The sequence below is a fragment of the Solibacillus sp. FSL W8-0372 genome, assembly GCF_037969735.1.
Lineage (GTDB): Bacteria > Bacillota > Bacilli > Bacillales_A > Planococcaceae > Solibacillus > Solibacillus faecavium.
On record NZ_CP150204.1, the window covers coordinates 2,615,291 to 2,636,313 of the forward strand.

The 21,023-nt window shown below is 36.4% G+C and carries 21 protein-coding genes; 7 read left to right on the top strand and 14 right to left on the bottom strand.

From position 1 onward, the window contains the following. Position 1: 1 nt before the first annotated feature. The gene (locus tag MKY13_RS13290) at positions 2-472 is read left to right on the top strand and encodes a DUF2975 domain-containing protein (RefSeq protein ID WP_339213234.1); all 471 of its coding nucleotides are present in this window, start codon (positions 2-4) and stop codon (positions 470-472) included. Between the two features lie 9 nt (positions 473-481). Continuing rightward, on the top strand, positions 482-691 hold the full coding sequence (locus MKY13_RS13295) for a helix-turn-helix transcriptional regulator (protein ID WP_191700393.1): 210 nt from the start codon (positions 482-484) through the stop codon (positions 689-691). Between the two features lie 37 nt (positions 692-728). Here MKY13_RS13295 and MKY13_RS13300 read toward each other — a convergent pair whose 3' ends face one another. After that, complete coding sequence (locus MKY13_RS13300; RefSeq protein WP_339213236.1) at positions 729-1,772, bottom strand: acyl-CoA dehydrogenase family protein; 1,044 nt, start codon at positions 1,770-1,772, stop codon at positions 729-731. Between the two features lie 20 nt (positions 1,773-1,792). Next, positions 1,793-2,308 (bottom strand): DUF4242 domain-containing protein, encoded by a 516-nt coding sequence (locus MKY13_RS13305; protein ID WP_191700395.1) that lies wholly within the window; start codon positions 2,306-2,308, stop codon positions 1,793-1,795. A gap of 203 nt (positions 2,309-2,511) precedes the next feature. Between MKY13_RS13305 and MKY13_RS13310 the strand changes: the two genes are divergently transcribed. After that, complete coding sequence (locus tag MKY13_RS13310; RefSeq protein WP_339213238.1) at positions 2,512-2,940, top strand: helix-turn-helix domain-containing protein; 429 nt, start codon at positions 2,512-2,514, stop codon at positions 2,938-2,940. A 16-nt stretch (positions 2,941-2,956) separates the two neighbouring features. Here the strand turns inward: MKY13_RS13310 and MKY13_RS13315 are convergent, their stop codons facing one another. From MKY13_RS13315 to MKY13_RS13325, 3 genes are read right to left on the bottom strand one after another with little or no spacing between them, the layout of a single operon-like run. Further along, complete coding sequence (locus MKY13_RS13315; protein WP_339213240.1) at positions 2,957-3,718, bottom strand: ABC transporter permease; 762 nt, start codon at positions 3,716-3,718, stop codon at positions 2,957-2,959. A gap of 20 nt (positions 3,719-3,738) precedes the next feature. Then, entirely contained in the window at positions 3,739-4,671 is a 933-nt protein-coding gene (locus MKY13_RS13320; protein WP_339213242.1) for an ABC transporter substrate-binding protein, read from the bottom strand. A gap of 20 nt (positions 4,672-4,691) precedes the next feature. Further along, positions 4,692-5,456: an ABC transporter ATP-binding protein gene (locus MKY13_RS13325; RefSeq protein WP_339213244.1), complete on the bottom strand. Its 765-nt coding sequence runs from the start codon at positions 5,454-5,456 to the stop codon at positions 4,692-4,694. Positions 5,457-5,680: 224 nt separating this feature from the next. Here MKY13_RS13325 and MKY13_RS13330 point away from each other — a divergent pair, with 224 nt between their 5' ends. Beyond that, on the top strand, positions 5,681-6,244 hold the full coding sequence (locus MKY13_RS13330) for a GNAT family N-acetyltransferase (protein WP_339213246.1): 564 nt from the start codon (positions 5,681-5,683) through the stop codon (positions 6,242-6,244). 8 nt (positions 6,245-6,252) lie between these two features. Here the strand turns inward: MKY13_RS13330 and crtI are convergent, their stop codons facing one another. The 5 genes from crtI to MKY13_RS13355 form a co-directional block, all read right to left on the bottom strand. Next, a complete protein-coding gene (crtI, locus tag MKY13_RS13335; RefSeq protein WP_339213248.1) occupies positions 6,253-7,701 on the bottom strand; it encodes a phytoene desaturase family protein in 1,449 nt (482 codons plus the stop codon). Beyond that, positions 7,698-8,777, bottom strand: a complete 1,080-nt coding sequence (locus MKY13_RS13340; protein ID WP_339213250.1) for a glycosyltransferase family 2 protein — start codon at positions 8,775-8,777, stop codon at positions 7,698-7,700. Before MKY13_RS13340 ends, crtI begins: the two co-directional genes overlap by 4 nt. A gap of 34 nt (positions 8,778-8,811) precedes the next feature. Then, entirely contained in the window at positions 8,812-9,426 is a 615-nt protein-coding gene (locus MKY13_RS13345; protein WP_339213252.1) for a lysophospholipid acyltransferase family protein, read from the bottom strand. Positions 9,427-9,448: 22 nt separating this feature from the next. Then, positions 9,449-10,135 carry a carotenoid biosynthesis protein gene (locus MKY13_RS13350; RefSeq protein ID WP_339213254.1) on the bottom strand — a complete coding sequence of 229 codons (687 nt, stop codon included), beginning with the start codon at positions 10,133-10,135 and terminating at the stop codon, positions 9,449-9,451. 201 nt (positions 10,136-10,336) lie between these two features. After that, complete coding sequence (locus MKY13_RS13355) at positions 10,337-12,133, bottom strand: carbon starvation protein A (protein WP_339213255.1); 1,797 nt, start codon at positions 12,131-12,133, stop codon at positions 10,337-10,339. A gap of 420 nt (positions 12,134-12,553) precedes the next feature. Here MKY13_RS13355 and MKY13_RS13360 point away from each other — a divergent pair, with 420 nt between their 5' ends. Together MKY13_RS13360 and MKY13_RS13365 are read left to right on the top strand one after the other, a co-directional pair. After that, positions 12,554-12,814 carry a KGG domain-containing protein gene (locus tag MKY13_RS13360; protein WP_339213257.1) on the top strand — a complete coding sequence of 87 codons (261 nt, stop codon included), beginning with the start codon at positions 12,554-12,556 and terminating at the stop codon, positions 12,812-12,814. A gap of 275 nt (positions 12,815-13,089) precedes the next feature. Continuing rightward, entirely contained in the window at positions 13,090-13,656 is a 567-nt protein-coding gene (locus MKY13_RS13365) for an integrase (protein WP_339213259.1), read from the top strand. 67 nt (positions 13,657-13,723) lie between these two features. Here MKY13_RS13365 and MKY13_RS13370 read toward each other — a convergent pair whose 3' ends face one another. After that, a complete protein-coding gene (locus tag MKY13_RS13370) occupies positions 13,724-15,388 on the bottom strand; it encodes a ribonuclease J (RefSeq protein WP_339213261.1) in 1,665 nt (554 codons plus the stop codon). Positions 15,389-15,517: 129 nt separating this feature from the next. Between MKY13_RS13370 and MKY13_RS13375 the strand changes: the two genes are divergently transcribed. Then, positions 15,518-16,204, top strand: a complete 687-nt coding sequence (locus MKY13_RS13375; RefSeq protein ID WP_339213263.1) for a TraR/DksA C4-type zinc finger protein — start codon at positions 15,518-15,520, stop codon at positions 16,202-16,204. Between the two features lie 139 nt (positions 16,205-16,343). On the opposite strand, the gene MKY13_RS13380 is transcribed toward MKY13_RS13375, so the two are convergent. The 3 genes from MKY13_RS13380 to MKY13_RS13390 all read right to left on the bottom strand — a co-directional run bounded on the left by MKY13_RS13380 (position 16,344) and on the right by MKY13_RS13390 (position 21,011). Beyond that, positions 16,344-17,255 (bottom strand): glycine betaine ABC transporter substrate-binding protein, encoded by a 912-nt coding sequence (locus MKY13_RS13380; RefSeq protein WP_339213265.1) that lies wholly within the window; start codon positions 17,253-17,255, stop codon positions 16,344-16,346. Positions 17,256-17,475: 220 nt separating this feature from the next. Then, a complete protein-coding gene (locus tag MKY13_RS13385; RefSeq protein WP_339213267.1) occupies positions 17,476-18,384 on the bottom strand; it encodes a CAP domain-containing protein in 909 nt (302 codons plus the stop codon). A gap of 263 nt (positions 18,385-18,647) precedes the next feature. Then, positions 18,648-21,011, bottom strand: coding sequence for a bifunctional 2',3'-cyclic-nucleotide 2'-phosphodiesterase/3'-nucleotidase (locus MKY13_RS13390; RefSeq protein WP_339213269.1), 2,364 nt, complete (start codon positions 21,009-21,011; stop codon positions 18,648-18,650). Positions 21,012-21,023 lie beyond the last annotated feature (12 nt).

The following is a 21,023-nucleotide window of genomic DNA, read 5'->3' on the forward strand; positions in this document are numbered from 1 at the left end:
TATGAAGCGTGAAACTATATTTTTAAAGGTTGCCGTCGTTATAATTGGTTTACCGATTGCTGCAGTGTTATCGTATTTAGCTTATGATTTGATTTTCGTTCCAAAAACGAAGGCCTTTTTATTGTTCATTCCAATGGTAGCTGTTATGTATCTCTCTGCAATACCTTATTTTATTGCTCTTTTCCAAACGACAAAATTATTAAGCTATATTGATCAACAGCTTGCTTTTTCCAATTTATCGGTAGAAGCTTTAAAAAAAATCAAGCGCTGTGCGATTGCAATCAGTGTATTGTTTATTGTAGATTTACCGTTTTTATTTCGTATTGCAGATATAGATGATGCACCCGGAATCATGTTATTTTCACTTATTATCATTTTTGCATCAATCGTCATCGCTGTGTTTGCAGCTGTTCTACAAAAGTTGTTAACACATGCGCTAGTGTTTAAAGCTGAAAATGATTTAACGATATGAGGTGAAAAGATGACGATTATTATTAATATAGATGTTATGCTGGCGAAAAGGAAAATGAGCGTGACCGAACTTTCTGAACGGGTCGGCATTACAATGGCGAATATATCTATTTTAAAAAATGGCAAAGCAAAGGCCATCCGCATTTCTACATTAGAAGCAATTTGTGAAGCGCTTGATTGTCAGCCTGGGGATTTGTTGGAGTATCGAAAAGAAAACTAAACTAAAAAAGGGGGCTAACTGGATAGCCCCTTTTTACTTAAGTAAAATTTGATTTTATTTTTTCTAAATGGCGGACAGTTGGCGTTAAATTTGCAAAGAAGTATGCTTCACGCAGTTTGCGGGAAGGTACGCTACCAGCTACATAGCCCGCTGCACCATTATGAATCATATTTGCCTGCACTGCAGCTAATGTATCATGGACTGCCTGTAAACGCGTATTTACTACATCTTTTAGTGTTAAATCGCTTGCTAATTGAGTTAATTCCGCTTCAATTCTTTCATGATGGCTACGTAGTTCAGTTGCCTGTACTTTCAAAAAGTCATTACAGCCGTTTTGCTTTGCTTTTACTTTCTCTATGCCATCAGCTGCTGCAGCTATAACCCCGGCACCAAGCGGAACTTGGTAGTAAATGAATGTCGGTCGTATAATATCGCAAAATGCCTTTGCATCCTCCGATATAACAAAATCATTTGGAATAAGGACATTCTCAAATTTACAAGTATACGTTGCACTTCCATTTACCCCGATAAACCCAAGTCGTTCGGTCATTTCCAAACCTGATGCATTTGTTGAAACGAGCACCATCACTTCCCGTGTATCAATTGTAGCAATCGCACCAAAATAATGGCGCTTCCCTAAATTCGAAACAGCTGGTAATGTCCCGTTAATAATATAACCTGCTTCTGTCTTTTCGGCAGTTAAATGAAGCTTCTCCAAACCAGAATAGTATTTCATTGCATTTGATAATCCTGTTGCCCCTAACTTTACGCCATTTTCTAATTGAGGCAACACATCATTTTTCAAAAATGGATTATCACTATTTCTTAAGTAAGTTAATGCGGCTAGATGGCACCAAACACAAAATGCTGTCGTCATACATACTTTTGCTGTTTCACGGACAACTGTCGCTTCATCTACTAATAAACTCGATTGATCTTTATTTGCCGATTGGAAAAATCCAGCCTCGCCTAATGCTAAAATATAGCTTTCTGCATAATGTGCCTGCTCATCGACTTTCTTTACTAAAGGTTTTAATTTCTCCTCGATGATTTGCGCTAATAATTGTTTGTTCAATGCCATTCTCTCCGCATCCTTTCCTTTTAGTCCGATAATTCCGTTAACGATGTAATCGGTGTTTGTACTGCTTCACGTGCACGTTTTACAGCTGCTTCGTCTGGTGCATCATAGAAGCATAAGCACTTTGTCATATCTTCACATACATACGTACGAGAGAATTTTACATCAGGTACTTCTTCATACTTTACAGAGTTTTTCTTTTTGCGTTCCAAATATTTTTCCATTGTAATTTCAGCAGGAATTTCCCACTCAACTAAATAATTTACTTGCTCGCCGCCAGCTTTTACTTCATCTAATTCTTTACCGATTAAACGAACTTCCTTAATTAAGTCGATGGAAACACCTTGTGATTGTAAAGCTTCTTTCGCTGTTTCTTCTTCCGTTGCTTCAATAATAAAATAGCCACGTGAAAAATCCTTCGCTACTTGTACTTCGATAACCCCTACATTTTTTGTTGCATGCACTTTATCTACTAATGCCGAAAATGCCTCTTTTGAAGATACTTCATTAATTGTTGATTCTACTAAATATAAACTCATTTAAATTCCTCCTAGTAGTTAATATTAAATTTCTCTATATTCAAATAGGCGTCCAATTAGATCGCACTATGAATATCAATAATTAATTGCACCTATTTGTCATGAGGTACATATTTTTGAAAATTTCAAACCCCTTAAGTTAAAAAAATTAACTCGCTTTGCATAAAATTAATGTTTATACTAAGTACGAAGGAGGCATAAGCATGAAAACTCGTTATGATTTACCTTGTAACATTGCACAAACATTAAATATTCTCGGGGATAGATGGACACTTCTAATCATCCACGAACTTCTAATAGGTGAAACAAATTTCAATGATATTAAGCTCAAGCTACCCGGACTTTCGGCAAACGTTCTTTCCAATCGTTTAAAGGAATTAGAAGAAGCCCATATTGTCCAAAGCGAACTTTATGTTGCTCATCCACCTCGTTACCGCTATACATTAACCGAAAAAGGCACTGCCCTGGAGCATGTATTTAATGCGATGATTATTTGGGGAGCTGAGCATCTTGAAACTTGTTATAAAGAAATTGTCGATCCTGATGAAAATCGGGTTGAAATTGGGTATTACTCTACTAAAACGGGTGATCGAATCGACAATATTCAAATACGACCTATAAAAACTGTCTAAAACTTTTTAGGCAGTTTTATTTTGCGCCGCCCCAAATACGATTGACCCAACTTTCAAAATAATGAATGCCTTTATCTAACGCTATTCCAAGAACCCCAATGACAACGATACAAGCCATTACTAAATCAAGACTTAAAGAATTTCTTGCATCAATAATTAAAAATCCTAACCCTGATTGCGCACCGACCATTTCACCCGCTACAAGGAAAATCCACGCAGAACCTAACGCCATATGCAAACCATTTGCAATCATCGGGAATGATGCCGGTAATACAATTTTCCGTAATGTTTCAAACGGGCTCATTTCAAAATTGGAAGCAATACGTAAATAGGTTTTGTCTACTTTTTTGACAGCAGATACGGTCGATAAAAGGACCGGGAAAAAAGCAGCTATAAAAATTATGACAATCGCGGGCATATTGCCAATGCCAAACCATAATACGATAAAAGGTGACCATGCAATTGGAGAAACTGGACGCAATACTTGAACAATTGGGTCCACTACTTTCCATACGATTGTCGATCTACCTAGTAGAAGGCCTAAAATAATGGCCACAATTACTGCTGCTAAATAACCTGAAAAAAATCGAAATAAACTAATTTGAATATGAACAAACAAAGAACCATCCGAAATGATTGCTAATAATGCTTCCCCCACTTTTAAAGGCGGAGGGAAGAGTGCTGCCTGATGTCCACCGATCAAGATGGCAAATTGCCAGAAGATAAGAAGCAGTATAAAGCCAATCGCAATCGGTGACAGTTTTTTCACTATGGCCATAATATCCCTCCGTTCCTCTATTAATTTACAAAGCTAGCATCAACAAAGTCTTCATAGGATGGTGGGTCATCAGATAATCCCATTTCCATTAATGCATCACGTAAAATAGCATAGCTTTCTTGTTCAATACTTAAATTGTCATATGAAATCCAATCAAGAGAAATATCCAACACATTTTGATCCACTGTTAAATATTGCCCGACCACTTCATGCATATGTTTGTCTTTTCCTTGTGCAAGCTCTCCACCTGCTACATAGTCATTAACAAATTTGTCGGCTAATTCTTTATTATCTTCAATAAATTTACCTCGCAATACTAAGCCACAATCGATGGAATCTTTCCATATTTCTTCTGACTGATACAATACCTTACCATTCTCAAGAGCTACAGAAATCGCTCCAAATGGCTCAGCTACAACATAACCCGCAATTCGCCCTTCTGCTAAAGCTGCCGGCATTTCTGCTGGCGGTAGTTCGATTACATCAACTTCATCATAGGCAATGCCATGTTTTTTCAGCATTTCATACAACAAAATATTATGTGTGGAAAACCTGCTTGGAATTGCAAAGGATTTTCCGACTAGCTCTTCAACAGAATTAATATCATTACCTGCAATTAAAACATTGCCATCACGGTGACCGAGTGCCACTGCTTTTAAATCAATACCTTTTTCCTTTGCATTCATAGCTAATTGAATTAGTACAGATGCCCCGTCAATTGCTCCCGTATTAAGCGCATCCATTAGCTCTGGCCAAGAACCAAACTTTACTAACTCTAAATGATAATCCTCAAAGTTCTCATCATTCTGCATATATAAAGGCACCGCATGTGTAATTGGTAAATACCCAATTTTTATTGTTGGTTTTTCACCATCGACTGCAGAATCATTATTTCCGCATGCAGCTAAAAGTGTAACAAATAACATTGTCATTATTAAACATAGCTTTTTCATCCACTAACCCCCCTGAAAACTTAAATATTAAATTCGATCGTCGCTTTTTCGTGTGTAAATTGAAATTCATTAAAAATTAATTCTCGATAATACTGAAAGTCTGCATCAGCACGATTTCGTTCCTTTGGTAATCTCAATACAATTTCCTTATGAATCTCTCCAGGATTTGGCTTCATAATTAAAATGCGGTCTGCTAAATAAATAGCTTCATCAATATCATGTGTTACTAATACAATTGTCATCTTTTCTCGATGCTGAATTTGCATTAATTCATCCTGTAAATAGTAGCGTGTAAATGTATCGAGCGCGCCAAATGGTTCATCCATTAAAATGACCTCTGGTTGCATTGCCAAGGCACGTGCTATAGCAACTCGTTGCTGCATCCCACCAGATAATTCACTAGGTAGAGCATTGGCCCGATCTTCTAATCCAACCATTCGTAAATAATGTAGCGTTCTTTCAGCTATTTCCTGCTTTGATAAACTTATATTTTCAATGCCCAACTCTACATTTTTCCGGACAGAGCGCCATGGCAGTAACCCATAGTTTTGCATCAGCATAATACATCGCTTACTCGGTTTCTTGACAGGCACTTCATCGAGCAAAATTTGGCCGTTGTTTACTGCTTCAAAACCGCCTATACAATTAAGCAATGTACTTTTTCCACAGCCGCTTTTCCCTAAAATCGCGATAACTTCACCTTTTTTTATATCGAAAGAAATATCCTGCAGTACTGTTGGACCCTGTTCACCATAAGACTTACTTACATTCCTAATATCAATCATTACTGAAGACAATTACCTTTCACCCCAATGCCGATTATTCAACTCGGTTTTATATTATATGAGTTATATTATTATACTTACTTAAATAAAACAACCTTATTTTCCGATTTATTTTTATTTTCTAAAAAAATGTCGGTTATTTTATGAATATAATATAGAATGGAACAATATATAGTTATCTACATAGTGATGGAAGTTCATTTAAAAAGTGAGGTTGAAATAAAATGAAAAAAGTGAAGTTAGTTCCCCATGATCTTCGTTATGCGAAGGAAATACATCGTTTATCTCAGGCACCCGAAGTAAAAAATGCACTTGGTTTACCTACTCAATCCATAGAAGATACGGAAAATTTTATTATTAATAACTTAATAGAAGAATCTGAAGGAAAGACGGTTTCTCGTGTAATTCTAAATGAGGAAGAAAAATTAGTTGGTATTACGACACTAATGTTTATTGACCAGCATAAGAAACATTGTCACATCGGTAGTTGGATTGGTTTTGAGTTTTGGGGGCTTGGCTATAATTTGCCATCGAAAATTGAAATTTTAAAAATTGCATTTGAGCAGCTGAAATTGGATGTTGTGTTTGCAGGTGCTCGTACTGTTAATATCCGTTCACAAAAAGCACAGGAAAAACTACCGTTCATTTCATTAAATGTTGAACAGCAATTTCAGGAAGAGCATTTACTATTGGAGGAGAGACAAAAACAGCCCTGTATTTTAAATGCAATTTTAAAAGAAGACTACTTAAATTATTTATACATTACACAAAATGGTCAGGAAAATTAGAGCTAACTCTAAATTTCCTGACCATTTTTAGCTATATATTTTTTGGCTACATTCATGCCCCCCAGTGTGACGAGCGGGGACCCTCCTCCAGGATGTACTGTCCCGCCTACAAAATATAAATTTTTCAGTTTGGCATGCCGATTACTTGGTCTAAAAAAGGCGGATTTTACTGAATTGGATGCCGCACCATATAATGCGCCTCGAAAAGCATAAAATTCCTTCTCTAAATACTCGGGTGTTATTACTTTTTCCTCCACAATAGCATCCTCGATATCCATACCAAGGTCCTTTAACTGTCCGATTATTTGTTGGCGATATTGATGTGAATCGATTTGTAAAGTTCCATTTTTTGTTGGTGGGGCATTTACTAAAACTAGTAAATTATCTCCACTTGGTGAAATGGAACGATCGGTATACGAAGAATTACAAATATAAATTGTGGGATCTTCAACATAGTGATCTGAAAAGAGTGCGTCAAACTCCAGTTCATAGTTTTCAGGAAAATAGACATTATGATGATGCAACCCTTCAATCCGTTTATTAAGCCCAAGCAGTAAGACAAATGCTGAACTGGATGGCTGAATATCTTTTTTTACTTGTTCAATCTCAAAGACATCACTTAGTCGATCAGAATTCATAAATACAGCATCGACTGTATGTGTATTTCCATACTGATCGATAATACTGTGAATTTGGGTCTTTCCATATTGAACTTTTGTCACTTCACACCCTACATGAAATTTCACACCTAGTTGCTTAGCACGGGTTTTAAATGCTTGCGCAATCTTTGATGTTCCACCCTCAACGTAATCAACACCATCAACCAATTCCAAATAAGCAATCATAGCAAATGTTGCAGGCATTATGTATGGCGATGAACCAATATATGTCGCATAGCGTAAAAAACATTGAACGATAAACGGATGCTGAAAATACTTTCTTATAAATTGCTCCAAAGTTTCAAAAGGTCGTACTTTTACTAGTGCTGATAGTAATGATGGTTTCATATAGTCTCGCCAGCTCGTAAATGTTGTTTGCAAAAAATGACGCTGTGCCAAAAAGTAGATTCTTGAAATTTCCGTAATAAAAGCAGGATAATTTTCCGCGTCGCTTAAAGAAAACTTTTTAATTTGCTCAATCATATATTGCTGGTCGTTGGAAAAGTATAATACTTCTCCTTTTGAACTTACATTCTTCATATGAACTCGTAAAGGAATAAAATTTAAATAATCATCCGGATTTACCCCAGTTTGTGCTAATACCCGCTGAAAAACAGGACGCATTGTAATCGTATTCGGTCCAAAATCAAAATGATGTGTACCGAGATCTACTGAGCGCATTTTTCCGCCCAATTCTTTATTTTTTTCAAATACTGTAACATCCATCCCTGCATTTGCAAGTGTAATAGCTGCGGACAGTCCCCCTAGCCCACCACCAATTATCGCTACTTTCTTCATCCGTATTCACGTCCCTTCCAAACATACGATTGTTTCGTTTGATACAAATAAATTGAATTACACAAGATAATTAGCATTGCCAATGAAGACAGTGGCATGAATAATGCGTAATATAAGGGTGACTTGCTTTTGAAGTCGGAAACCATTCTTTGAATAACAATCAAAATATACGGGATAGCATACAGCCAATTAAAAAAAACAATACTATTAATAAGAAGTACCAGCGGAAACACATAAGTTACACTATAAAAAAGGATAAACAGCACGGCATTTCTAAAAGAATAATTTAGGCCCTTAAATGTATTTTTAGAAAAACCTTGCCACGTTTCAAATGCATTAGTGTACATCTCACATGAAATGTTTTTACTAAGATTAACTAATAACACCCGCATTCCTGATTTTTTCATCGCCCGCGCTATTTCTACATCTTCCAATAGAGAGTTTTTCACTACAAGATGACCACCCATTTTCTCATAAGCTTCTCTTTCGAAAAATAAAAAAGTCCCATTGGCAGCCGTAGCAGCCGGCCATTTCGTATAATTTGCCAAAGCAATAGGCAAATGAAAATTCACAAGAAAATGCATCATCGGAAGTACAAGCCGATCCAGCCAATTAGAATACATAAAATGTGGAAACCCGGTAATTAGACCGATTTCGTTTTTCTTCATAAGTGGTACTACTTTTTCAAAAATGTGGGATGACAAGGTTACATCTGCATCAATAAACGCCAAATATTTCCCAGTGGCTGCTCGCTGTAGCTGATGACAGGCATGCACTTTTCCTACCCAACTAGACGGCAACTCCACTCCCTCAATCACACGAAAGCGAGCATCACCATCAATTTCCTGATAGAGCATTTGTCCAGTTAAGTCGGTTGATTGATCATTATAAATAATGAACTCAAGCTTTGGATATGTAAGTTGTTTTAGCATAGAGATGCATTTTTTTACATTTCTTTGCTCATTGCGCATAGGGATAAGAATGGAAACAAGATCTTGATTTTCCCCATGCCTTTTTTTAATTTGAGGTAAAAACAAGCCATTCAAAATTGTCCAAATGACAAAAATACTTAACATAAAACAGTAAATAAATAGCATCCTTGTCACCTCATCATATTTTTATGAAACTTGTATAATCATTTTGAACGACATCTTTTTTCAGCGCATTTAACTGCTCCATGACTATCTCTTCAAAATACTGTGTCATCTGTTCTCGACTCCATTTATCTTCATATTGAATTGGTTCTCCAATCCAAATCCATACTTCCGCTTTTCGTTCATTCCGAAATGTATAGTAAAAAGTTATAGGAACGACCGGAACATCTTTCACTTGCTTGGCAATCATTGCTACACCTTGTTGAAAATAAAGTGGCCTTTGCTCTAAATGCCATTCCTTTCCTTGAGGAAATATACAAATATTTTTTCCATCCTGTAATAGACTTTTCGTATAGCGGATGGATTCTATAATATGTTTCGGGTTTTGTTGATTAACTGAATACGCACCTATCCATTGAAAAATCGGGAATTTTTTTATTCCCTGCTCATCTACCATGACAAATAGATTTGGAATATATCCCCTTTGCTCCAATTCAAACAAAAGCAGACCATCCCACCAAGAACTGTGATTAGCAATATATAGTGCATTGCTGGGGAGAGGAAAATCCTCCTTTATATAAATATGCGCAAAACTTCGCTTCAACAATTTCTGTTGAACGAGTCGAAACATTCTCCTAGCGATTTTATTCTTTTTAGCTACTCGCATATTGCCCCTCTTTTCGAAGTGAAAATATTAAAAAGAGAACTGATGTCACAACTATTATACTGGCCAAATATATTCCATTCATTAATCCGATTAAAGCAAACATGATAATAATCAAGATATACAAAAGAACGAGTCGATCCTGCCAAACTTTATTCACTTGTGAAACAGAAATGAATGAAAGAATTATATGAATGAAAAAAGCGATAATAAACCAGCCAAAAAAGTTCGTCCACGGAATGTCATAGTATATTCCCGGTTCGTGCCATATCCAATATTGTTTTGCTTTATAGGCTACTGGATCTAATATTAAATCCATTGTGAGCGCTAAAACACCACCGAGTAGTGCTCTTAAAATTATATTTTGCACACCAAACTTCATGATAATAGCATGACCTGTTGCAATAACCATTACCCATGCGAAACCGATTGCAACTGGAACCCCCATAACATTCGGTGCAAAATAATTGGAATACGTATAATCACCAAACAAAAATTGACTAGATGACCCATAGTATTCAATGATGAATGTAGACACAAATATTCCAACAAATATTAAGAACCCCAATTTAAAGCGGAAATGAATAATGAAATAAATCCCTCCTAATATTCCGGTTGTAATAATAAATACACTATTCGACCATTCAAGCCAACTAGGCAACAAATCAAAGCCCACAAGTACTACTCCGCATATGTACCAAAAAAGAAAAAAGTAAAATATGTAATCTGCAAAACGCATTTTATTCACTCCCTTATTAAACCATTATTTCCTTTTTCCATTATATTCACTTCTCTTGTAACCCGTAAACAAATGCGATTTCGTTTCAAATAAAAACCGAAATGGAGGTTTGGTTCCATTTCGGTTTAGATCATACATTTAATTTGCTGTTGCCTGTTTTTTAAAGCGCGGGTGTGCCCATAATTCACGCCATTTAATAAATGATGTTATGACAATAATTAAACCTAGCGTTAACATGATGATAGATAAAATTCCATTTAAAATATTGTATCCGCCAGCCATGCTGTTCCAGTAGACATTTTTCACCATCCAGAATCCTGCTACGTTTACTGTAATATATAAATATACTAATGGAATAAAGCATGTTAATACGTAAATGCGTTTATCTGCAATCTTCAGTACGAAAGTTACACCACATACTAAACCGATTGACGCCATTAATTGGTTGGATACGCCGAACAATGCCCAGACGGATGCAATATCCCCGGAATTCAGTAAGTAACCCCACATGACACAGGCCAGGGCGCTCGCGCCGATTGCACCGGGCAGCCAATCGGTTTTCTTTAATGGCTTATACACATTTCCTAAGAAATCTTGAATTAAATAACGCGCAGTACGTGTACCTGCATCGATTGCTGTTAATATAAATACCGCTTCAAACATAATAACAAATTGATAGAAATATGCCGTTAAATGACTGAACCATTCTACCCCGGCAAATATTGATGCCATACCGACAGCAAGCGTTACCGCGCCCCCTGTACGTCCTTCTAAATCCATCCCAATTGCTTCAGATAATGCAGGTAAATCCACTACAGACATTCCTAATGTCGCAAATTTTTCAGGCGTTGAGTTAATTGCAAAATAATCTCCAGGATGTAAAACCGTTGCTGCTATTAGAGCCATAACCCCAACGACACATTCTACGAGCATTGCCCCAAAACCTACTACACGAATATCTTCCCAGCGATCTAGCATTTTCGGTGTTGTTCCTGAACCGACAAAAGCATGGAAACCGGAAATTGCACCACAGGCAATTGTAATTGAAACGAATGGCCAAACAGGACCCGCTACGATCGGTCCTCCGCCACCTAAAAAGTCAGGAATAATTGCTGGAAACTGAATTGTAGGATTAATAATAAATACCCCGATAATCAAGGCAATAAATACACCTATCTTCATGAAGCTACTTAAATAATCACGTGGCGCTAATAAGAACCATATTGGTAAAGCTGCCGCAAAGAATGCATAAATCGGTAATAAAATTGATAATGTTTCACGGTCTAATGTTAATACCTCACCGAGCCAAGTTCCTTGAATCGATGGACCGTAGAAGACAGCCGCTACGAGTAAGACGACCCCTATAATAGTAGAGAGCTTTAAGTTACCCGAGAACTTATTAATTAAGCCCATCAGCATAGCAATAGGGATTGTCGCTGCAACAGCAAATGTTCCCCATGGGTTTTCTGCAAGCGCTCCCAATATAACCATTGACAAACCTGCCATAGTAATTGTAATTATGAAAAGCATTGCTAAACCTGTACAGAATCCTGCAACCGGTCCAAGCTCTTCTCTCATTACTTCGGAGAGCGATTTACCACCTTTTGTCATGGAAGCAAATAATACGACCGCATCATGTACGGCTCCCCCAATAACGGCACCGATTAATAGCCAAAGGTAACCCGGCAAATAACCGAATTGTGCTGCTAAAATAGGTCCTACTAATGGACCTGCAGCTGCAATAGCCGCAAAATGATGCCCGAATGCTACCCATTTATTTGTCGGTACATAGTCTTGTCCGTCATTTTTTTCATGAGCAGGTGTTGGCTTGTCTTCATTAATTTTTAATACTTTCTTAGTAAAGAAAATACCATAAAAACGATAAGCTATTACTAATATACAAATAGCCCCTATAACTAGTGTAATTGCATTCACTTCTCTTTTCCTCCTAAATTATATTTTTGTTGTAATATAACAATATCAAAAAAAAACTCTGTTGTACTACAAAAATTAAAAATTAACAGAAAATTTTGTGTAATAGTTATTTTAACGTACAAAGTTACAAAATTGAATACATTTTCCATTTTATAAAAAGATATTAAATATTTTTGTAAATAGAAGAAGAATTATTTTTTTTTTGGTTGTCATAATTTGATGATAAATACTCATCTAACATGGCGCTGTAACCAGGCACTCTAAGGATTCACACCATGCTCAATTAAGATATATAATAAAAATCAATCATTTACTTGTAATATATTTGAAATATAATTAATGTTTAATAAATGTAAGGGTGGGAATTAAACTAGTAAGCTTAGCAATAGGCTTAAAAAATATTCTAGGAGGATGTTAGAAATGGCTAATAACAATCGTAACCAGAACAACAATGGGAAAATGACAGTTCAAGAAGCGGGTCGTAAAGGCGGAGAAGCTACATCCAATAACCACAACCAAGAATTTTATCAAGAAATCGGCCGTAAAGGCGGAGAAGCAAGTAATGGAAACAACCAGAACAACAATGGCAATAACAATGGCGGTAAAATGAGCCGTGAAGAAGCTGGCCGCAAAGGCGGAGAAGCTAGCAGTAGAAATAACAGCAACAATAATAACAATTAAGACAATCAACATGAATGAAATCAAATAAAAATGAACAGTAAAATACGCGTATAATAAAAAGATGCTTGCCGTTGTATAAAACACGGCAGGCATCTTTTTTATGCATAAATAAGCACCATAACAAGCTTTAACCCTATTTTTTACTTTAAGAAATAGCATATTACATAAAATTGTAAACAAACTATTTGAAATTATTCAAAAAAAATTATATATTACTTTATGTTCATTTATAAAAACAAATATTTTAATATAACTTATTTAATAGAGAGAGGGAAATGACAATATTCATGCACCAATATACAAATCAATATCTTAAAGAAATTATTCATTCTACTATTCTAGCTACCGGCATGAATATTGAACTAAAGCAAGATTATACAGGTGTAAATATGAGTTATAATTTCATTACGCATATCGTTAGTTTCGATGCGAATCGTTTAGTAGAAGCTGCCGCAGAATTCTCTAATATTATACCTTTAGAAATATATATAAAGGCATTAACACTACACGAGCTAGGACATGCTATTGACAGACCGGCATTACAGGCTTCTCTACCAAGAACAATTGATTTTTTTGAAATGAGAAATGAAAATTCTTTAAATGAAATCTATAATACAACTAGCCTTTTAAGTATGATTATTGAAGAACATATAATGAATATTGCCTTCGAAGAGACAGCATGGTTTAATGCAAAAATCCTTAATAATAAGTTACAATTAGTAAATATCGATACGTTTGAAAAAATAAAAAATCACAGTTTGTCCTCATACTTGAATAATTACAGAGAAGATTTAGCCCTATTTAAGGAAATTCAAGATGAATCAAAACTTCAACCGGCATAATAATTTAGATAATATAAAAACGTTCTGCAAGGATTTTTATCCTTTCAGAACGTTATTTTCGTTGCATTTAGATTTCAATAACAATCGGTAAAATCATTGGTTTTCTCATTTTCAACGTAAATATATATTGATCTACAGCTTTCTTAATCGCCTTTTTCATAGCAAATGGATTGGATTCCTTAAAGTTCATTACTGCCGCTTTTGAAATCTCATTTATATCATTTATTAATGCCTCGGATTCTTTCGCGTAAACAAAACCTCGTGAAATACTATCCGGTCCCGAAATAATCGAACCATCATATTGACTGATGGTTACAACAATTACGAGCATACCTTCCTCTGATAGCTGCTTGCGATCGCGTAGTACAATCTCCCCCACTTCATCGCTGCCAACACCATCTACATACGTATCTCCTGCAGTAATGGCACGAGTTTGCCTAGCTTCAGCATTTTTAATATCGACAATTTCCCCATTTTTTAGAATAAAAGTATTATTGTAATTAACACCCACTGCTTCTGCGAGTAATCGGTGGATATGAAGCATGCGATATTCCCCATGAATAGGGATAAAATACTTCGGTTTCATAAGTGTCAGCATCATTTTTAAATCTTCCTGATAGCCATGACCTGATACATGCATTCCGGTTACACTGGAATTTCCATATACCACTTTTGCACCAAGCTGAAATAAGTTATCAACAATTTTAGAAACGTCCTTTTCATTTCCCGGTATTGGCGAAGCAGCAAAAATCACTGTATCTCCCTGTATAACTTTCACATCACGATTTCGGCCCGTTGAAAGCCGCGATAATGCTGCTAGTGGCTCTCCTTGGCTACCTGTACATAATACAACTATCCTCTCTGGAGGAAGTTCTCTCATATCCCGTGGTTCAACTAACATCCAAGCCGGGATATCTAAATAACCGAGTCGCATTGCTACAGAAGTAACGTTTACCATACTCCGACCTAGCAGTACAAGTTTTCGGTTCGTCTTTTTTGCTGCTTCTACAATCTGTTGAATTCTATTTACATTAGAAGCAAATGTAGAAATAAATACTTTGCCTGTCGCTTTTTGAAATTCTTCTTCTAAATGGTTGGCAATAATTTGTTCAGAAGGGGTAAATCCTGGTCGCTCCGCATTTGTACTTTCAGATATTAGCGCTAATACCCCTTCTGTACCGATTGCTGCCATCTTATGAATATCCGAAACTTGATCGTTTACGGGGGTAAAATCAAATTTAAAATCTCCTGTATGGACTATTTTCCCTTCTGGAGTATCAAATACAATACCTAAACAATCAGGAATACTATGGCTTGTTTTAAAGAATGTTACAGACAAATGCTCAAAATCAATACGAGATTCAGCATTAATCTCATTTAAAACAGTATCCCGTAAAAGTTTATGTTCCTTTAATTTTAATTCGATTAATCCAAGCGTAAATCGGGAAGCATAAATAGGCATATTTAACTTCTTTAGCATAAAGGGAATGCCGCCAATATGATCTTCATGCCCGTGCGTCACAACTAAAGCTTTTATTTTATGTCTATTTTCCTCTAAATAACTTAAATCGGGAATAATCAAATCTACTCCCAATAAACTTTGGTCTGCAAATTTTGCACCACAGTCAATAATTACTAGCTCTTCCCCATATTCAATGACATACATGTTTTTTCCGATTTCATTTATACCACCTAAAGCGAAAATGGAAAGTTTATTATCGGTATTTTGCAACTTTCATTCCTCCTGTTCGCATCATAAAAAATAGTATTGCCTATACGGTATGAACTATACGAGAACGGAGATTGAAGTCATGAAATATTTTGCGCCATTTCGTTCATACTAACTAAGAAAGGATTGATAATGATGCTAACAGAAAAACAACTTGCTAAATTAAAAAAACAGCTGATCGAACAAAAATCAGAATTAATCGGTGATGTAAATGAAAATGAAAACGAACTACTTGCCCGCGCAAGCTTACGTGATTCAACAGATGAATTATCAACAGTCGATAATCACCCAGCAGATTTAGCAACTGAGTTATATGATCGCGAAAAGGATATGGCGCTAAAAGTCCATAGTGATGATCTATTGGTACAGGTAAATGCTGCTTTTGAAAGGATGGAGCATGGTACATATGGAGTTTGTGCAACATGCCATGCAGAAATTCCTTATGATCGCCTTCGCGCAATACCGTATACAACATTTTGCATCGATCATAGTGAAGCAAAATCAGTACCAACCGATCGTCCAATCGAAGAGGAGCTACTTCATCCTGCTGTAGACAATTCATTTTCAGGTAGAGAAGATCATGATGAACTGCAAGATAATGAAGATTCGTTCCAAATCGTTGCTCAATACGGAAATTCAGATACACCTGCTGATTTTGAAGGAGATTATGACCATTACAATGATTTATACAAGGACAAAGATGGTGAGGAAATGTATTCGGCATTGGAATTCCTCCATCTTTCTAAAGAGGATCAGCTAAATGGGCAAATTTCGCAAAAGTACGCGGATGAAGCAAGCAAATATGACTATTTGGATTAACAAGTAATACTAAGTTATGGAAAAAGGGCTGTGTTAAAGTTAAATAACGTTTAACACAGCCCGACTAAATGCGTGGTCATTTAAAAAGGACAGCCTGTTATTGAAATTACAGGCTGTCCCTTTTTAAGTTATTTAATTGTTATTCTTTCGGCTCTAAATCTTCAATTGAATCAATATCTACATAAGACGGTACAACGAATCCATTTTGTGTACCTTCTAAGTTTTCGCCTAAATCTACAATATCATCTTTATGTTTTTCATAAAAAGCGTTGTGAGTTGATGGTAACCATGGTGCTACAGTAACATCCCCTTCACCTGTTGCAATTGCTTGGAACATAATTGCAGGATCAACGGGTGTAACTTCAACATCATAACCTAATCCTTCAAGGACCAGTTTTACTACACTACTTGATGCAAATTCAGAATCCCAAGGAGTTGAAATGACTTTAACCTTCTCACCATCAGCCTGGGCGATATCTTTTGTCCATTCACTTACTTTTTCTTCGTTATTCTCAATCCAAAGAGCTGCAGCTGCATCAAAATCACCACTATTTTGTGCATCATACATCACTTGTTCCATATCTTCCGGTTCCCAATAGAAGCGATCCATTACTGTATAAACATCCGGTAAATCTTCTTCCAACCCTTTTCTTGCAAGAGTTTGAATATTTTCAGATCCACCTAAAACACCTTTAGGATCATCAAGGATTTTTAAATCATAAGCAGAGAATTTCCAGTGCGGTGTCCAGCCTGTCACAATGACTGGCTCTTCGTTACGAATGGCCTGTTCTAAAGTTCCAAGCATTCCTGCAGTTGAACTTTCCTGCAATGTCCACCCTTCCAGATTTTCGTATTCATCTAATACATCTTGTGATAGACCTGTCAATCCAGCGCCGGGTTCAACTCCGACTATCGTATAATCTACTTGTTCACTAAGATTATTGTTATCTCCATTTTCACTACCGCTACCATTAGTATCATCTCCGCACGCAGCCAAAAGAAGTGCTGAAGAAACCCCTAAAGTCATCCCTAAGGTTTTAAATTTTTTCATCTTAAATATCAACTCCAAAAATATAATTTCGTCTACTCCTTCAAAAGCAACAACCCAATTCTAACAAGAGGTTGTTACTAATGTCAAACGAGTACTCTATACAGACTTATTTTTTTGGCAGCGCGCTGTTATCTTTATGACTAAGCAGTATATGGAACAAAAAAAGAAGCATCTTCATGATTGATGTGCTCAGTCATGGAGATGCTTCTTTATATAACTATTATTGTTTAATAAATTGTTGCGTCCAAATATTACCGTCCTTCACATACCCAACACCGATATGTGTAAAGTTTGCATTTAAAATATTTGCACGGTGACCTTCAGAATTCATCCAAGCTGTAACAACTTCCTGTGCTGTACGTTGACCTTTGGCAATATTCTCACCAGCTGCCTTATAGCTAATGCCTAGTGCTTTCAAACGATCAAATGGACTACCGTAAGTTGGGCTTGTATGAGAGAAATAATTTTTGTCTTTCATATCTTGTGATTTTTCACGAGCAGCCGCCATTAATGGTGCATGTGTTTTAAATGGTTGTAACCCTGCCTTCACTCGCTCTGCATTTGTTAATTCTACAACCGCTGCTTCAATAGCATCAATGTCCGATGAATTAGATGCTACTGTGTTTGTTGGTTGTTTTGCAGGTGACTGAGTCGACGTCTGTGTTGTTTCAGTTGCTTTTGGTTGTTCTGGTGCTACTTCCTTCACTGGCGCTTTTGGTTGTTCCGATGTAACTTCCTTCGCTGGCGCTTTTGGCTGTTCCGATGTAGCTTCCTTCGCTGGTGCTTTTGGTTGTTCTGTTGTTGCTTCCTTCACTGGTGCTTTTAGTTGTTCAGCTGGCACCTCTTCAACAGTACCTTTTTCATTTTTATTAGAAACAGACTTTTTAACTTTTTTAATTTTAATTGAAATTTTTCCATCTTTAAAATTATCATTTTTAATTTCAATAAAGTTAGACACCGAGTTCCCATTAATAAAATATTTATTAGATGCTATCTTTTTATATTCATAATTTTGAGTAGATTTATATTGTGGTGTCACCTCTCCTCCAGTTGTTGATGCTGCGTTAGCTGCTGGAGCTTGAGTAGCTAAAAGTGCAAATGCACAAAATGTGATAAAGCTTTTTTTCATTTTGTACGCCTCCTTTCGTACCTCTATCGTAAAATACTTTTTATTAAAATTTTTCACCTATAATTTGGTACGATACCCATAACGAATTATGAATGCTATTAAAATGGTATTTTGTGAAATAAAAGTTGACCAATAGTTACCACTAACTCCGAAAATTTCATTCAATATGGTGTTGACATAATCCTAATTCTCCTATTCTATACACCCATGAATAAAAAAGCAGAAGTTTCTCTTTGGGTGAGGAACTTCTGCTTTTAAAATTTTTAGTTAGTTTTTAATCCATATTTACCAAAACCATCTGTACCTTCATCAATATAATGAATTTTACTATTTTCATCTAACACATCGACTGCTTTTTTCGACGATTCAAATACCACTTTCACGTTTTCTGGAAACGCAGCAAATTTCCAGTTACCATCTGCACTTGGATCAATTGTTTTTTCAGCTAAAATATAATCGATGATTGCTTGACGGTTTTCATCTGGATAAACTTCAACTGCAGTCGCGTTTCGTACACCCGGGAATGTTCCATTCGCACGATAGTTATTTGTCGCTACTATGAACTCCTGTGATAAATCGATCGGCTTTCCATCATATTGTAAATTTACAATGCGGGAAGCCTTTTCATTAACTATATTTCCATTAGCATCATATTTGGCTGGTTGTGTCACATCAATTTCATAAGTGACGCCATCAATGACATCATAGTTATATGATCTGTACTCAGCATTAATTAGTTGTTGTTCATCTTCTTTATTTATATCGATTTGGTGGAATTGACCAGCAGACATTTCAAGCCATTCTTTCACATCAGCACCTGTCACTTTTAACATAGCTAATGTATTGTCATATAAATATAGGTCTGCAACATTCTTAATTGCCAACTCACCTTTTGGTACGAATGTGTAGTACTCGGGATCACTTCTCGTACCTGCTTTAAATGGCGCACCCGCTGATAATACAGGTAGACTTTCAAATGGTGTTCCTTTAATTTTATCTTTTACATAAATCGCTTGGGCATTTGTTACGATTTGAATAGAAGGATCATCCTGCACTTGTGAGAAATAACTATGTATGTTTGCTGTAGTTGTTCCTACTGCCTGACGCACATAATCAATTGTACCTTCATGGGCTTCTTTTACGCTTTCCACTACTGCACTGCTTACATTTTCATTATCTTTTGCAATTTCACGCACGGCACCTGTTCCTGAAATCACATCCCAAGAATCAGCTGTTTTCTCAAGCTCTAAATCAATTACTCCTAGATGGCTACCAAATTTACCGGCCATTACGATAGGTACACCGTTCATTGTTCCATTATCAATATCCACATTCGATAAAGTGCTATCTACTTTTCCTGGGAATACATCATGGGCATGTCCTGTTATGACCGCATCTACATCGCTGATTTTTGTTAATAGATAGGATACATCTTCCTCACCGATTTCATGTGTAGCATCACCCATACCTGAGTGCGACAGAACAACTACTACATCCGCGCCAGCTTTCTTCATCTGTGGAACGATTGTTTTTACTGCTTCTACAGAATCATCTACTGTTACTTTTCCTTCTAAATTTGCTTTATCCCATTTTAAAATTTGTGGAGGGACAATGCCTGTTACACCAATTTTAATCATCGTACTTTTTCCTGTAGAATCAAGTACTTCTTTTTCAATCATGACATAAGGTTCATACATTAATTCCTTCGTTAAAGCATTTCGAACATTCGCATTAACATACGGGAATGGTGCATCATCTGTTACTTCATCAATAAATTCTAAACCGTAATTAAATTCATGATTGCCATAAGTCGCTGCATCATAATCTAGCGCAATCATTGATGCAATAGAAGGATGGACTTCTCCTTCTTTTAATTTTTTCACGGATTGAATGTAAGAGCCTAGAGGCGTTCCTTGAATGGCATCACCATTATCAAATAATACCGTATTCGGGTTTTCCTCACGGGCTTTTTCGATGAGCAGCGCGGTTTTTGCCAGACCTAAACTATTCGTTGGCGCATCTTTGTAATAATCATAGTTCATAATATTAGTATGAATATCCGTCGTACCCAAAATGCGCAATGCCACAGTCGTATTTGCTTCAACTGGGTTATATTCCGCTAAAAACCGCTGCAGAATCTTTTGCATTTGCACTTTCGTGACAAACTCATTCGGTTTGATCGTCCCGTCTTCATAGCCTGTTAATAAGCCTAACTCTACTGCCTTTGCCATCTCTTGACGATTCCCAGATCCAATTTTATTCGCATCTTTAAATTGATTTAATACATTTTCGGAGTATTGTTTTTCATCCTGTATACCCCTAGCTGCAATAAGGAAGGCATGTGTGCGTGTCAATTTTTCATTTGGTGCAAATTGTGTCGGTGTTTTACCTTTAATTAACTTTAGTTCCACAGCCTTTTCAATATATGGCTTTAGTGAATCGGGTACGTCCTTGAATTTAACGGATTGTCCAGAACCTACTTCAACACCTAATGCATCAATGACTGCCTTCACAAAATCTCCGCGTGTCATTTCTTCCTCGTTGGAAGTAGATGCCGCTGATACTCCAGCCATTCCACTAGTTAAAAGTGTTAATGTAAGGGCCGAAGCAGAAAGTTTTTTCCACATTTTTTTCACTCC